Source organism: Wolbachia sp. wLmal, from assembly GCF_049435495.1.
GTDB classification, from domain to species: domain Bacteria; phylum Pseudomonadota; class Alphaproteobacteria; order Rickettsiales; family Anaplasmataceae; genus Wolbachia; species Wolbachia pipientis.
This window is the reverse complement of sequence record NZ_CP185405.1, coordinates 447206-463233: the sequence shown is the minus strand read 5'-3', so window position 1 is coordinate 463233 and position 16028 is coordinate 447206. Positions and strand designations below refer to the sequence as shown.

General features: G+C 36.2%; 11 protein-coding genes and 1 tRNA gene. 8 read left to right on the top strand and 4 right to left on the bottom strand.

The genetic code is table 11. From position 1 onward, the window contains the following. Nucleotides 1-7: 7 nt before the first annotated feature. Genes ACEL90_RS02400 through ACEL90_RS02390 form a run of 3 tightly spaced genes read right to left on the bottom strand, consistent with a single transcriptional unit; the run spans nucleotide 8 to nucleotide 5267 of the window. Entirely contained in the window at nucleotides 8-2563 is a 2556-nt protein-coding gene (locus ACEL90_RS02400; RefSeq protein ID WP_423349188.1) for a type IV secretion system protein, read from the bottom strand. Beyond that, complete coding sequence (locus ACEL90_RS02395; RefSeq protein ID WP_010962886.1) at nucleotides 2556-4961, bottom strand: VirB4 family type IV secretion/conjugal transfer ATPase; 2406 nt, start codon at nucleotides 4959-4961, stop codon at nucleotides 2556-2558. The genes ACEL90_RS02400 and ACEL90_RS02395 overlap by 8 nt, the downstream gene beginning before the upstream one ends. A 9-nt stretch (nucleotides 4962-4970) precedes the next feature. Then, the gene (locus ACEL90_RS02390) at nucleotides 4971-5267 is read right to left on the bottom strand and encodes a type IV secretion system protein VirB3 (RefSeq protein WP_423349187.1); all 297 of its coding nucleotides are present in this window, start codon (nucleotides 5265-5267) and stop codon (nucleotides 4971-4973) included. Between the two features lie 108 nt (nucleotides 5268-5375). Between ACEL90_RS02390 and ACEL90_RS02385 the strand changes: the two genes are divergently transcribed. Next, nucleotides 5376-6911 (top strand): lysine--tRNA ligase, encoded by a 1536-nt coding sequence (locus ACEL90_RS02385; RefSeq protein WP_423349186.1) that lies wholly within the window; start codon nucleotides 5376-5378, stop codon nucleotides 6909-6911. A gap of 523 nt (nucleotides 6912-7434) precedes the next feature. On the opposite strand, the gene alaS is transcribed toward ACEL90_RS02385, so the two are convergent. Next, nucleotides 7435-10077, bottom strand: coding sequence for an alanine--tRNA ligase (alaS, locus tag ACEL90_RS02380; RefSeq protein WP_423349185.1), 2643 nt, complete (start codon nucleotides 10075-10077; stop codon nucleotides 7435-7437). A 165-nt stretch (nucleotides 10078-10242) separates the two neighbouring features. Here alaS and ACEL90_RS02375 point away from each other — a divergent pair, with 165 nt between their 5' ends. The 7 genes from ACEL90_RS02375 (at nucleotide 10243) to gpmI (ending at nucleotide 16008) form a co-directional block, all read left to right on the top strand. Then, nucleotides 10243-10686 (top strand): PAS domain-containing protein, encoded by a 444-nt coding sequence (locus tag ACEL90_RS02375; protein WP_423349184.1) that lies wholly within the window; start codon nucleotides 10243-10245, stop codon nucleotides 10684-10686. 98 nt (nucleotides 10687-10784) lie between these two features. After that, the gene (gene rpmI / locus ACEL90_RS02370) at nucleotides 10785-10991 is read left to right on the top strand and encodes a 50S ribosomal protein L35 (RefSeq protein ID WP_423349183.1); all 207 of its coding nucleotides are present in this window, start codon (nucleotides 10785-10787) and stop codon (nucleotides 10989-10991) included. Between the two features lie 20 nt (nucleotides 10992-11011). After that, nucleotides 11012-11377, top strand: coding sequence for a 50S ribosomal protein L20 (gene rplT, locus ACEL90_RS02365; RefSeq protein ID WP_423349182.1), 366 nt, complete (start codon nucleotides 11012-11014; stop codon nucleotides 11375-11377). Nucleotides 11378-11389: 12 nt separating this feature from the next. Then, nucleotides 11390-12289, top strand: a complete 900-nt coding sequence (gene fmt / locus ACEL90_RS02360; protein ID WP_423349181.1) for a methionyl-tRNA formyltransferase — start codon at nucleotides 11390-11392, stop codon at nucleotides 12287-12289. 80 nt (nucleotides 12290-12369) lie between these two features. After that, entirely contained in the window at nucleotides 12370-13881 is a 1512-nt protein-coding gene (gene purH, locus ACEL90_RS02355; RefSeq protein ID WP_423349180.1) for a bifunctional phosphoribosylaminoimidazolecarboxamide formyltransferase/IMP cyclohydrolase, read from the top strand. Nucleotides 13882-14382: 501 nt separating this feature from the next. Continuing rightward, nucleotides 14383-14454: transfer RNA gene (locus ACEL90_RS02350), tRNA-Asn, on the top strand. Between the two features lie 33 nt (nucleotides 14455-14487). Beyond that, nucleotides 14488-16008 (top strand): 2,3-bisphosphoglycerate-independent phosphoglycerate mutase, encoded by a 1521-nt coding sequence (gpmI, locus tag ACEL90_RS02345; RefSeq protein ID WP_423349179.1) that lies wholly within the window; start codon nucleotides 14488-14490, stop codon nucleotides 16006-16008. Nucleotides 16009-16028: the final 20 nt, after the last annotated feature.

Genomic DNA, 16028 nt, shown 5'->3' with positions numbered 1-16028 from the left:
ATCCAACTCATTCAGTGCTTTTGTTAACACTCTCGGAGCTACTAGAACCAGAACCTCGAGATTTACTCTTGTCTCCACCACTCAACTTCTTAGCAGCAACTCCAGCAACACCCCCAGCAGCAGCTTTGGCAGCAGATAAAGCTTTGCCCACCATTTGTCCAGGTGTCTGACCTGAGCCAAGTGCTGCTCTATGGTTACCAGCAAGTTCAGCAGCCATGCCAGGAAGAATGTTTAAAAAGTGGTAAAAGAGGAATAATACTAAACACAATTTTAATAATTCTCCGATGAGAGAGCTGCCAAACTCCATGTATGTAAAGTCGAATAGACCAAGTATGCTGCTCTTTTTAAAGCTATAATTTTGCATCATACATGCAAGAGTAGTTTCATTTTTATCACATTCCCCATCTTTCAATTTAAACCACTGTTTTTTCTTACTATATGAGATTTCTGCTTGTTTCTTTTCATATGACTTGTCCGGTTGTTCATTTTTATATGACTCGTCCAGTTCAAAATTTAAATTTTTAAAATAGATTTTATCACATGCTATGAACATAAAGGACAAAAACGCAAAAAGGATAACCGGGTATAAGCTATAGGTAATCAACTCTTTCACCCAGCCTTCAAAATATCCTTTGGTGTGTTGGAATAAAACCATAGGAATGAACAAAGGTGATAAAATGATGATTACACTTAAAGCAACTAGAGATAAAATAAATACATAGCACAGCCACAAAATAACCATCATCATCAGAACGGCCATAAATATACAGACAAGAGCTACTAAAATTTGTCCACCAGCAAAAATAATACCGATTACCGAACCTGCAACTAATAAGACAGGAGCAGCACCAAGCAAGACTGCTAACGTTGCAACACCTCCAGTACCAATTTTGCCACCAATTCCATCTAAAGGGGCACCTAAATAAAATAAAATTCTACAATCAAGCCTATCCCAAGGTGCAAGATAACTGTAAGATACCCTCTTTCCTGCACGAGTATATTCATAATCTGTACCTGCTTTATAATTACATATGCCTTTACTTTCAGATGATGCTTTTAGCACTATCTCTGACAAACCATTTGAGAGACGAGTTAATTCTCCATAATAATGAGACATGGTACTGCCTGTTGTGAAGTAAATCACTAAAGCGAATTTTATGATCAACATATACATTTCTTGAGGCCTCTGAACTCCACCAGACATGGCTTTTATAGAGAACAGTATTAAAGCTAAAACTAAAACAGCAGTTACAGTGTTTTTCAGCCTTTTCTGTGCTACAGATATAAAACTCTCACCATTTGGTGCACCTTTACCTGCAACTAAATTATCTAACGATTCCTTAATGCATTGCACTATCATAGAAGTTACGGGAATAGGAGCTAATGATTTACTCCCTGCCTGGTTATAACAAGCTTCAGAAACATACGAGCTAAAACAGCCAGCATTATCATAACCTACAAAAATTTTCCCCCCTTGTCCGTTGAGTCTTTTTTCTTTAGATCTGATAATAGTTTTATAGTCATCATTATTACCAATAGGAACTTTTTCCTCTCCTGTACCATCTTTATTTTTGAATATCATCACAGATTTTTCACACATAGGAGCAAGTGGGTCAGGTGGCAATTCCGTGCACCCCATATCAACCCCTTGCGGCCAAGGAGTCATTTCGATACCAAGCATGCTAACACTGGCTAACTCCACACACAATCTGCCCGTTTTTCTCACTGCTTTGAATGTAGCTCCATGTATGGGTTCGCTCTGTCCTGCTTTGAGAACTCTACATTCCAGACCACCATCAACCTTCGAGGACCATGACCCATCTACGTATCCAGTGTCTTTCTCCCTGACATCAAAGTCTATGTATCCAGGTTTTCCTCTGGAATTAAAGTCTACCTTATTAAAAAGATTACCAAAAGTTAAAGGGTTTCGATGACATACTTCTATATATTCACTGTATTGCACACCATTTTTTGGCCAGTAATAACTCTCTGTACTCTCCTGAACGTTAGAATTTAAGGCTTCTTTTTCTGCTCTTTTCCCGTCATAATCTTTTTTGTTCACGTCTTCCCGAGCTTTATTTTGCAAACAAGAAAAATATTCCTCTTCTGTTTGGTAATTTTCATTGGTGCAGCCACTATAACCTGTGTCTTCTAATTTAAAATTTTTGTATTTTCCATCATGATCACGTGCAACTGGGTGTTTAACAAAACTATGTTCACAAACAACAAGCCCTCCTATCGCTTTCCAGACTCCAACAATTGCAGCTATCATTCCAACAATAACAAGAGCGGTAAACAAACCAGCAGAAGAAACGATCAAAACAATGCCAGTAAATATTGCGCCAACAGCAATCGCTATTCCAGCAAGTGCTGCAGCTGTTTTAAACGCTCCACAATTAGGATTAGAGGCACGACTAAAACTGCCAGTGGAATTAAATCTGCTAACAAATTCTGTCTTGTCAGTACCACTTACTCCATCTGCAAGCACTGGATATGAGAGTAAAAAGTCTATATTTAGTAAAAATATCGCAATTAATAGCAATGACAGCTTAGTCTTAAACATTTTTTACCTTCTGATAAAATATAGGCAACCATACTTTTGGGTTGTCCCCAACTTCATTTAATATATCGTGTAACAATAGAACACTTTCTGCACGTCCGGATAATACGTTGATTATATCATCCAGGCCTTTTAAGTCTATTCTAGCTACTACAGCATTGACTCCTTGTTTCACCAAAAAGAATCTAGTACTCGGATCTGTGTGCTTAATTAATATATATTCACGTTCAGTTAACATAAAAACATCCCGATAGACACTAGTAGCTTTCAGATTTGGTAAAAAAATCTGTGTCGCTGTTTGTTGTACAAGCGTATCGCTAATAGTACTTTTACTTGCATCCTCAACACTCTGAGTAGCAAAAATCACAAAAGCATTTAGTTTTCTCAGTACCTTCAACCAGTCTTTTATCTTGGGTGCAAAAACTGGATTATCTATTAACGCCCATGCCTCATCAAGAACGATAATAGATGGAGTGCCATCAAGAGATATACTAATCCTATGAAATAAATAAATCAAGACCGGTCCAAGAGCAACAGGATCTTTGAGCAAGCTAGCCATCTCAAAACCAAATACTCTTGCTCGTGAAAAATCTAGCAAATCTTCTTTATTGTCAAATATTGCAGCATGAGAACCATTATCATGCCACATAGATATTGCCCCAGCTAGAGTATCAGGACCTGCAAGCCCTAAAAACGGTACGAGGTTTCTCAAGAATCTGTCTTCTTTTCTTAATTTAAAATTTCCTTCAATTGCATCATTAATTCGTGCAATATCTTCTGAAGTAAATTTATCATTATATACCGAAATTAAAGACTTTATCCACTCCATTAAAAATGTTCTATTATCAGAGGTATCATCAAGTTGTAAAGGATTAAAATTTGTTTTAGTTCTTGGTTCTATTACAGTATAGATACCACTAAGTGCTCTTAAGAAAATCTCTGCACCGCGATCTTTATCAAAAAAGAATATCCTTGGAGAAAACTTCATCGCTTGGGCACACAGGAAATTCATTAAAACAGTTTTACCAGCACCAGTTGGGCCAATTATCATAGTGTGTCCAACATCCCTTATATGAAAGTTGAAAAAAAATGGAGTACCAGATGTCGTGTCAAAAACTGTAACGGCATCTCCCCAGTGGTTATTGAATTTATTACCAGTAGGATAATTATGTTGAGATGCAAATCCAGCCAAATTAAGACTACTTATTGTAGCTTTTCTCACTATATAATCGAAATTACCAGGAATTTGCGCCCAAAATGCTGGTTCAAGGTTAACTCTCTCACGTATAGGGTAAACACCGCAATTAGAAAGCTCTGATTCTACCAACGACAGAGCGTTATCCAATGATTTAGGACTTTTTTCTATACATAAAATAGTCAGGTGATGTTGACCAAACGCAATCTTACCACTCATTGCGTCATCAAGCGCTTGAGAAATTTCTGCTATTTGAGAAATAGCTTTATCTGCAGACTGTATCATTCGATTTTGCTGTATCTGCATTTTTCCAATCGCCATTTGCCTGTTTATAAATTGAAAAGATTGCGTAATTATAAACTCGTAAGGAAGTTGTAAAAACGAATCAAGCATTCCTGCAGAAGTATGATTTCCATATTCTTTGATACTAATTATTCCAGCATATTTACTCTCATTATGAGTCACAACCTGTATCATCTTACGGCCAAAGAATAACCTATGTACTGGTAAGTATCTTGATATTTCAGTTCTTAGCGGAAAAAGCGTATTTGTAACGAAGCCACAATTTACGATTCTAGATAGAAACTCCATTATTTCGCAGAACAAACCATCTGGAGTTTCTTTTACTCCAAGAATTTTAGGCGAATAATTTCTAAGGCTTGTCACTACACGATTTGTCGTTTCCTCTAAATCTTCATACGTGGCACGTATATCACTTTCCCAAGCATGTTTTGAAGTTACATGTCCGAATTTTTTTAGTAGATGTGACAAAAATTCTACTCCTTTTGTGTCCGCTCTACGGATAATCGTAATGTATAGGTCATTAATAAATGATTGCCTTGTTGCGTGTTTTTCTCTCCATTTTAGATTTACGTGATTAGCGAAAAAATTCGGCAAACCTTGACTTGCAAATTCATCAGAAAAAATATTTTTCTTACGTCTGATAGTATGAAAATACAAACTAAATGCCGGAGATGAAATGCTTCTTAGCATCTGATTCCTGATGTTGTTCTGTATGACTAAATCCTCGTCATCGGCAGTTTCAAATGCAAAACCACTTAATTTTATAACCTTAACCAACCAATTTTCTTTTGTCATCAAGGTTGTGCTATTCCAATAGCAAGAATAAGGAATAAATTCAGCAGCGTGAACTTCCCTGTTCAGAGTAGATTTATTCTTTGATTGAATAGCCCTAAACCTCAGCATCACACAACGTTAAGCAATATCATAAGAATTGGCTCCATGGTAAAAACGATTTAAACATTTCGAGCACTTTCCCAATTTTACCATAAATAATTCAATAAACAACGGTTCTTTTGCAGAAGCTATATAACCAAGTCCATGTATACCTGGTAACATTAAGAGAATCACTCCTAAATCATTTGAATTAATGAAAATTAGCATGCAAATCAGGACGTTTAATATTGCAAACATATAACTCACACCAAAGAGCATTGCAGGTCTTGTAAGACCTTTAAATAATTGATCTGTTTGTATACTACCTGTGGACATATCTTTAACCTTCTAATAATAGCTCTAACACTAATACTATATCATTATATTGAAAATCCATTGAAACTAGTAGCACTTTAAGTTAAGATACATTATTTAATCCCGATAATGACAAATTGGCCATTTCAAGAAGCAGAAAAAATATTGCAAGAGTTTCCTAATAAAAAAGAAATAATATTTGAAACTGGTTATGGACCCTCTGGTTTACCCCACATAGGAACCTTTGGAGAGGTTTTCCGCACTACAGTTATTGTAAATGCATTAAAAAAAATAGCTCCTGGTATAAAAACCAAAATCATTGCAGTTTCAGATGATATGGATGGTTTGCGAAAAATACCAGATAATGTGCCAAATCAAGAGATGCTAAGAGAGCACCTAAATAAACCATTGACTATGATACCTGATCCATTTGGCACTCATCAGAGTTATGGTCATCATATGAATTCATTGTTGTGTAAATTTCTTGATATGTTTGAATTTGAATACGAGTTCAGGAGTGCAACAGAGTGTTATAAATCTGGCGTTTACGATGAAAAACTTTTACTCTTACTAAAAAATTATGATAAAGTGATGGACGTAATGCTTCCATCATTTCGGGAAGAAAGACAGCAGACTTATAGTCCATTCTTGCCAATATGCCCAAAAACTTCTCAAGTTTTACAAGTTCCAGTAATTGAGACAAATACAGAGAAAGGAACAATCACATATGAAGACCCAAACGGGGAAAAAATAGAAGTTCCAGTGACAAAAGGAAAATGTAAACTGCAATGGAAACCTGATTGGGGAATGAGGTGGGCCGCATTTGGAGTAAATTACGAAGCTCACGGAAAAGATTTAACTCCATCTGCTGTGCTTTCAAGTCAAATATGTGAAATACTTGGAGAAAAGCCACCACTTCTGTTTTGCTACGAGTTTTTCCTTGATAAAGAAGGAAAGAAAATATCAAAATCAAAAGGAAATGGCATTTCAATTGAAGAGTGGCTAACTTACGCACCAACAGAGAGCTTAGCATTGTACATTTTTCAGAGTCCTAAAAAAGCTAAACGTTTATATTTTGATGTGATACCAAAATCAACTGATGAATATTTAGAATTTGTAAAGCGTTATCATGAGAACAAAGAAAAGGATATAAATAATCCTGCTTGGCACATTCACCAGGGCAATGTTCCCAGCATAGAAACTTCAGGCATAAATTTCTCACTACTTTTAAACCTAGCAGCAGCTTGTAATGCTGAAAACAAAGAGATCCTATGGGGTTTTATATCCTCTTATGCACCAAACGTTACACCAGAAAATAATAAAATGCTTGATAGACTTTCAGACTTTGCAGTAAAGTATTATCACGATTTTATCAAGCCAACAAAATCATATAAAACTCCAAATGAAAAAGAAAAAGCAGCGTTACTAGATTTGAAGGACACTCTACATTCTCTATCTACAACTGCTACTGCTGAAGAAATTCAATCTCAGGTATTTTCTATTGGAAAAAAATATGATTACACCAACTTACGTGACTGGTTTCAGCTATTATATGAAACGTTACTTGGCCAAAAAACCGGTCCAAGAATGGGATCTTTCATAAAGCTTTACGGAATAGGTAATACGATTTCTCTCATAGAAAGCGCTACTAAATGTATACTTTAGAGTTTACCTCCTTTCATTTGAGCTCTTTAGTTTTAATAAGAATTCCTTGACACCCTTCGCCAGCGCCCTTATCATGATAGTGAAGCTATTGTGTTTGCTTTCGCCAATCTGCAGATTAAAAGGTAAGGGTTACTTAATGTATCGGCGTCTTATGTTCAATTTTTTGCAGTATATAGATACTGTATGTCTTTACAAAACTTCATCTACATCTAGATTTTTATCTAAATAAGCTGAACGCGCTTATAAAGCGTTACAAGACATCAAAAAATGCCAATACTCGACAGAGATGGTAAAAGACTAGCTAACTCGGGGATTCTTTGTCTTTTTTTTCTGCTTAGTAAATTTCTTAAACATTTGCAGCGTAGGTTAGTTGCAATTAAAAGCGGCTTAATCTTGCTTGTCAAGCGTTTAAAACATAAAAAACGCCAATATTTTAAAGCGGATAATAACCACGGGGCTTCTTTTGCCTTTTTTTATTTGGTAAATTTCTTAAATATTTATGGCTAAACGACAATCGTCATCCCTAAGTATCCCGCTGCTTGTTAGCGCCGCAGCGGTATGACGGTTCGTGGTGGTATGACGTAGAGTGCTTAGAAGCTGCTATTTTGCTATAAATGGCTGTAATGGCATCATCTATTTTATTGCTATCACAGCCTGTTTGTGCAAATTCAGCATTCCCACCACAGTTCTTTTCAACTGCTATGGATATTAGTTCTTTTGCGCTAATCTTATTGATTAAGTCTTTACTTACTTTAATAATCAAGACTGTTTTATCTTTTTCTGTTGCCGTAAAAGCTATTACCGTTTTTGGTTTTTGTTGCTGCAAAACAAACTCTCTTATTACATTTGCTGGAATATCAGTGAAAGTGTGGCTTATAAAATTTATTCCATTTATTTCGGTGCTTTTTATATTCTCTGCACTCACAAGCTTTTTATATAGGTTTTTTATTTTGGTTTCGGATTTTTTGTGTTCTTGACTTAAAATACTTAATCTGCTTGTTATTTCACTCACTGGCGCTTTTACGAATTCTGCAACTTTTTTTAAGTTAATTTCATTATCACGCACATAATTGATTGCTTCCTGACCAGTTAAAGCTTCAATTCTCCTCACTCCAAAAGCAACAGAACTCTCTGTTACTATCTTAAATAAACCGATTTCTCCAGTATGTTCAACGTGCGTGCCACCACACAGTTCCCTTGAATCTCCAATCTTCACTACTCTTACTTGATCGCTATATTTTTCGCCGAATAACGCCATAGCTCCTTCGTCTATTGCCTGATTCATGCTCTGAATTTTTGTAGATGTAGAAAGGTTTTCTCTGATTAGAGAGTTTACCATATCTTCCACTAAGAATAGCTGATCCTGAGTAACTTGAGTGTTATGACTAAAGTCAAATCGTAACTTATCCGGTGCAACTAGGGAACCTTTTTGAGTGACATGATCACCTAGAATTTTTCTGAGTGTAAAGTGCAGAAGATGTGTAGCTGAATGATTTCTTCTTAAGGTTTGCCTTCTTTCCTTGTCAATGCTTGCTGCAACTGTGTTACCTTTACAAATTGAACCGAACTTAACTATGCATCTGTGCAAATATAGGTCATTAACCTTATTGGTATTCTCGACTATAATAATACTTCTATCAGATTTGATCAGACTGCCAGTATCTCCCACTTGTCCACCTGACTCGCCATAAAAAGGTGTTTTATCAAGTATAATGGTTATCTTTTCTCCCTCCTTTGCAGAATCAATTACTTCATTTTTAGAGGAAACTATAGCTAGTATTTTCGCATCACTTACTTCATTGAACTCATAACCAACAAATTTTGTTTTGCCAAATTTATTGATCAAATCAAACCATACTTGCTCAACAGATTTTTCACCAGATCCAGACCATTTAGCGCGTGCTCTCTCTTTTTGCTCTCCCATTGCATCATCAAAACCCTTCTGGTCAAAATTTATTTTTTTCTCTTTTAAAATATCAAGTGTAATATCCAAAGGAAATCCGTAGGTGTCATATAGCTTAAACGCTGATTCTCCAGGCAAAGTATCGCCTGGTTTTAAATCTGCAGTGAATTTCTCCAGGAGATTGATACCCTTCATCAAAGTGTCTTTGAAGTTCTCTTCCTCTGATTTTAACGTCGTTTCTATTAAGCTTTTAGCTCTGATCAATTCAGGATAAATATCCCCCATATAAGCCGAACTCGCGCTATCTATCAGCGCCGGAAAAACGCGATGGAGTAGGGAATCATTATATCCAAGCAGGTGGATATAACGCGCGGCTCTCCTAATTAATCTGCGTAATACGTAATTCCTGCCATCATTTCCAGGGAGCACTCCTTCTGCGATGAGAAATGCAGCCGCGCGAAGATGATCTGCTACGATCTTATGCGCTACTTTATTTTCTGTTCTTCCACAATACTCTTGAGATTTATTTATCAAAGCAGAAAATAAATCAATATCATAGTTATCATGGACGTTTTGCATAACAGCCGCTATTCTTTCAAGACCCATTCCAGTATCGATGCATTTTTTTGGCAGTTTGTGTAAATTACCTTCTTCATCTTTGTTAAATTCCATGAACACCAGATTCCAGATTTCAACAATTCTATCGCCCTCTTGTAAATTAGGACTCCCATGGTCATAAAAAATTTCAGAACATGGACCGCACGGACCAGTGCTTCCCATACTCCAAAAGTTATCATCCGTTGTAATTCTTATGATTTTATCACTTGAAAAGCCACTTATCTTACGCCAAATCTCGTACGCCTCATCATCAGTATGGTAGACGGTTATGGATAGTCTGTTTTTATCAAGAGATAACTCCTTAGTGATAAATTCCCACGCAAATTCTATCGCAGTTTCCTTAAAGTAATCACCGAAGCTAAAATTTCCGAGCATTTCAAAAAATGTGTGATGCCGAGTTGTATAGCCAACATTTTCAAGATCGTTGTGTTTACCGCCTGCTCTTAGGCACTTTTGACTTGAGACAGCACGTTTCATTTCAGTTTTTTGAGCACCAGTAAAAATATTTTTAAACTGCACCATACCAGCATTTGTGAACATGAGCGTTGGGTCATGTTCTGGAATCAAAGGAGAAGAAGAAACCTGCTCGTGGTCATTATTTACAAAAAATTTTATAAATCTTTCTCTGATTTCGTTTAGCTTCATCGTTTTTATTGAGATTATCTATAAATAATAAGTTGTAATGGAAATAAAATCAATACCACTCTCTAGATCTCAGAACTTCTAGTGACATGCACTTTGTGGTAAGAAAAAATCAATATATTCACGATAAATTTACCTCATATCTGTGTTTTATATGTGGAAATTGGAATGGAAATTTATGTAGGCAAAGAAAAAAGAATAGCAAATGTGGTGACTCAACACTGGAATGACATAAAAGGATCAGACAGAGATTGGCCAGAAAGGCATGAAATAGACACTGCAGAAATAATGGAATCATGGCAGCATTGTTTTGTCATTGAAGTCAAGGATCAAGGTTATATTTGTGAAAATGCAGGAGAAAAGGCTGTTGAATTCTATGGTTTTGAGAAAAAGACGCGCATTGATAATAAGTATGCAATTGATGCACCATTTTTGCGACTGTATAAAATAGATGCAGTTATTGATAAACTTGATACTGTAATAGAGAGTAAATGCCCGATCAATGAAGAGGAAGAAAGTGAAAGTGTTAAAATGAGGCAAGTATTGTTGCCATTTGGGAATAAAGAAGGTATAACACACATATTGGGCGTAATTACTTTTAAACTCCTTTAATATACAATTTTAATTTGATTCTTTAATAAAATTATTTATACTAACGCTTAATTACTATTAAAGAACTCAATAGTAGTGCTTGTAAATTTATTTGGAATATGAAGAAAATAAAATTAAAAACCAAATCTTCTGTGAAAAAGCGCTTTCACCTTACAGCTAAGGGTAAAGTTGTTTCTACTCAGTCAGGCAAAAGGCATGGCATGGTAAAGAGAAGTAAATCTAATATTCGTAATCAGCGCGGTACAACGATTCTTGGTAAGTCTGACTCGCGTATAGTTAAGCTTCATATGCCTTATGGTATTTAACAAAATGGAGGTAAAATAAAATGGCTCGGGTAAAACGTGGAGTCACTACTCACGCTCGTCATAAAAAAATATTGAAACTGGCAAAGGGTTATAGAGGGCGCGCAAAAAGTTGTTATAGAATTGCATTACAAAGAGTTGAAAAAGCACTGCAATATGCTTATAGAGACAGAAGAACCCGTAAACGTGATTTCCGTAGCTTATGGATAATACGTATTAATGCAGCAGCAAGAGAGCATGGGCTTACTTATGGTAGGTTTATGCATGGTCTTACACTTGCCGGCATTGATTTAAATAGAAAAATTCTTGCTGAGATGGCCGTTAATTATAAGGATGATTTTGCCAAATTAGTAGAAGCTGTAAATGGTAAATTAGCAGAGAATTCTTAAAGCAAAGACACCATGAGAATTATTTTCATGGGGTCACCAGGATTTGCTGTTAATTCTCTGAGCTTGTTACTGAAATCAAAGAGCGAAGTGGTGGCAGTATACACCAAGGCTCCAAAACCTTCGGGGCGTGGACAGAAGCCAACGAAATCTCCAGTACATGTTATCGCTGAAGAAAGTAACATAGAGGTATGTACTCCTATCTCTCTAAAGTTTTCGGCAGAGCAAGAAAAATTTAGAAATTTCAAACCAGACGTTGCAGTTGTAGCCGCGTATGGGTTGATACTTCCAAGAGAAATTTTGAATATTCCAAAATATGGTTGTGTTAATATTCATCCTTCATTACTACCGAGGTGGCGTGGTGCAGCCCCGATACAGCACACAATTTTAGCAGGAGATCAAGAAACCGGGGTTAGCATTATGCAATTGGATGAAGGATTAGATTCCGGCCCTATTTTAAAACAGGAAAAATTTCTTATCGAAAAGAACGATAATTACAAGACATTGCATGATAAATTATCTAAGCTAGGCAGTGATTTACTGCTGAAAGTGCTAAACGAAATTGAAAAACAGCTTCCCTTAAAACAGAACGATAACAATGCATGTTACGCTGACAAAGTGGAAGACTATAAAATTTATGCAAGTGATGCCTGTGAAGTTGCTTATAGAAAGGTTAAAGCGTTTTACCCAAAAGCATTCATTAAGATAGAAAATAAACGTATCAGGATACTTGATGCTGACTTTGAAGCTCTCGCTTCAGAACAAGGTAAGATTGTTAACGATAATATGCACATAAGTTTAAAAGGTGGCACTTTAATTCCTAAAGTTGTACAAATGGAAGGGAGAAATCCTTGCAGTATTGAAGATTTTATTCGTGGCTTGAAATCAAGCATGGTAAAAAAATTTATAGAATAGACTGCTTTAAATTAGTGTAGAAATGTAATAGCTAAATTTCCTTTTCTTAGATATAATCTTAAAAAACTTTCCATATAAAAATGAAAATAAAAAGAGCTTTAATATCAGTATACGATAAAACGAATATAATTGATCTTGCATCGTTTTTAACGCAGCAACAAATAGAAATTCTTTCAACGGGCAATACTTATAAAGTGCTATCTAGTGCAGGAATAAAAACACAAGAGGTCTCAGATTACACACAATTTCCAGAGATACTGGGTGGTAGAGTGAAAACTTTACACCCTAAAATTCATGGAGGAATACTTTATGATCGAGAAAAGCATAAAAAGGAAGTGCAAGATCTAGGTATTGAGCCAATAGACCTGCTTATAACTAACCTATACCCATTTTGGGAGACGGTGAATAGCGATTCAAGTGAGGAGCAAATTATAGAACAAATTGATATCGGCGGGGTGGCGTTAATTAGAGCCGCAGCAAAAAATTTTCATTTTACTTCAGTTATTTCTAGCATTCAAGACTATGAAGCACTGAAAGCTGAGATGATAGAAAATAACAATAAAACAACATTGGAATATAGAAAACACTTAGCAACCAAAGCATTTGCTCTCACTGCACACTACGATTCTAATATTCACAGTTGGTTTTTATCCCAGAGTAAAAATAATGAGTTACCAGAGTTTTTTGCTCTATACGGGCATAAAGTACAAGAACTCAGGTATGGTGAAAATCCCCATCAAAAAGCTGCATTTTATAGTAATCAATTTACAGAATATCCGTTGGAAAAACTACATGGAAAAGAGTTGAGTTATAATAATATAGTAGATATAGAATCCGCACTTAACATAACTTCTGAATTCGAAGAGCCTGCAGCAGTGATAATAAAGCACAATAACCCATGTGGCGCTGCTGTTAGTAATAATGCTTTGGAGGCATATGAAAAGGCTCTATCATGTGATGAAGTAAGCAGTTTTGGTGGCATAGTTGCCTTAAATCGGGAGATAGATTTAAAGCTAGCAGAAAAATTAAACGAGATATTTTTAGAAGTTGTGATAGCACCATCAGTAAACAATGAGGCACTAAAAATTTTGCAAAGAAAGAAAAAATTAAGAGTGATTATTCATAAATCTTTTCAACAAAATGTGAAATACCAAACTAAAAATGTTATTGGTGGGTTTTTGGTGCAAGAAAATAATGACCACACAATAAAAGCAGAACAAGTAACAGAATGCACTGCAACAGACAAAGAAAAAAAAGATCTTATTTTTGCCTGGAAAATATGTAAACATGTGAAATCCAACGCAATAGTTATAGCAAAAGATGGTTGTGCTATTGGCATCGGTGCAGGGCAAACAAGCAGAATAGATAGTGTGAACATTGCAGTGAAAAAAGCAGGTGAAAAATGTAAAGGTGCAGTGCTTGCTTCAGATGCATTTTTTCCATTCCCAGATAGCATAGTAGAAAGCGCAAAACATGGAATTACAGCTATAATTCAGCCCGGTGGCTCGCTAAAAGATCAAGATGTGATAAAAGCTGCAAATGAAAATAAAATTGCTATGTTTTTCACTGGCGTTCGCAGTTTTTTCCATTAGGCTTTGTGTCTTATCGTCATACCGCCACAAACCGTCATACCGCGATTCATTCGCGGTATCTCTTAGCCGCTAACACGTAGCGGGATGACGGTTGTCGTTCAGCCACAAACATTAAGAAATTTACCAAATAAAAAAAAGGCAAAGAAGCCCCGTGGTGCGAGTTTTGACCCTCTAATACTTTAAATTGGCGCTGTAATAATGTGCTAACGCTTAAAATAAGCGCGATTTGGCTGAATGTAGAAAAAATTAAAAAGACATGCAGCCGCTATAATTTTATGTAATCCGCCAATAGATACTCCAAGTTTTTTACTGAATTTTTGTTATTGAACCCGCGTGGATCAAAAACAAGTTTTGAGTCAGAAACACCCTTAATACTGCAATAGGGGGGCTGGCGGAGTTTGTCAAGTAAGTTTTTTTTGTTTCTGTGACCAGTTGGACTTAAAGTCTACACAAAAAACGTTTACAACCAACGTTCAACATGGTAAATTAAAAACGGTTTATTCCTCGGTAGCTCAGTGGTAGAGCAGTTGGCTGTTAACCAATTGGTCGCTGGTTCGAATCCGGCCCGGGGAGCTCTTCTCTGTTGAATTTTAGTGTTGATTTTATATGGGCATTAAATCAGTCGTTTTATGTATACTAGATGGCTGGGGAAATGGAGTAGAAAGCAGTAAATATAATGCTATCAGCAACGCAAATCCACCCTGTTGGCAATATATTAGTTCTAATTATCCAAAATGCAGTTTATCCGCCTGTGGAACTGATGTGGGGTTACCTGGTGGTCAAATAGGTAATTCAGAAGTTGGCCATATGAATATTGGCAGTGGTAGAGTGGTAATGCAAAGCCTTCAGCGCATTAATCAAGAGATTGGAACAATAGAAAACAATGTAAATCTACAAAGTTTTATTAATGATCTAAAAAGTAAGAACGGAGTATGCCATATAATGGGATTGGTGTCCGATGGCGGTGTTCATTCGCATCAAAAGCATATTTCAACTTTAGCAAATAAAATATCACAGCATGGAATAAAAGTGGTGATACATGCATTTTTAGATGGCAGAGACACATTGCCGAATTCAGGAAAAAAATGCATTCAAGAATTTGAAGAGAATATAAAGAATAATGACATAAGAATTGCTACTGTTTCTGGGCGTTACTATGCTATGGACCGTGACAACAGGTGGGAGAGAACAATTGAAGCTTATGAGGCTATCGCATTTGCAAAGGCACCTTGTCATGATAATGCAGTATCGTTGATTGATGAAAATTATCAAAATAACATAACTGATGAGTTTATCAGGCCCGCAGTAATAGGTGACTATCAAGGTATAAAACCAGAAGATGGAGTGCTGTTGGCTAACTTTCGTGCTGATCGAATGATACAATTAGCAAGTATTTTGCTTGGCAAAACAGATTACGCTAAGGTAGCAAAATTCTCTTCAATTCTAAGCATGATGAAATATAAAAAAGATCTTCAGATCCCTTATATTTTTCCTCCTACTTCTTTCGCTGATACTCTAGGACAAATAATAGAAGGCAATAAATTACGACAATTACGCATCGCCGAAACCGAGAAATACGCTCATGTGACTTTCTTTTTCAATTGTGGAAAAGAAGAACCTTTCTCTGGTGAAGAAAGAATACTCATTCCCTCACCAAAAGTTCAAACTTACGATTTGCAGCCCGAAATGTCAGCCTTCGAACTCACAGAAAAGCTTGTAGAAAAAATTCACTCCCAAGAATTTGCACTGATAGTTGTAAATTACGCTAATCCTGATATGGTAGGGCATACAGGTAATATAAAAGCAGCCGAGAAAGCTGTGCTAGCTGTAGATGATTGTCTTGCGAAAGTACTGAGTGCTGTTAAAAAGTCAAGCAACACCGCATTAATTATTACTGCAGACCATGGTAATGTGGAATGTATGTTCGATGAAGAAAATAATACACCTCATACAGCACACACTCTAGATAAAGTGCCATTTATTGTGTCTTGCGATAATCTAAAACTAAGAGACGGAAGGTTATCTGATATTGCCCCTACTATTTTACAGCTACTTGGAATTAAAAAACCAAACGAAATGACAGGCAGTTCGTTGATTTCTTGCATTACCCTCTGTCATTCCAGCTAGGCAGTGTTATGCACCGGAAT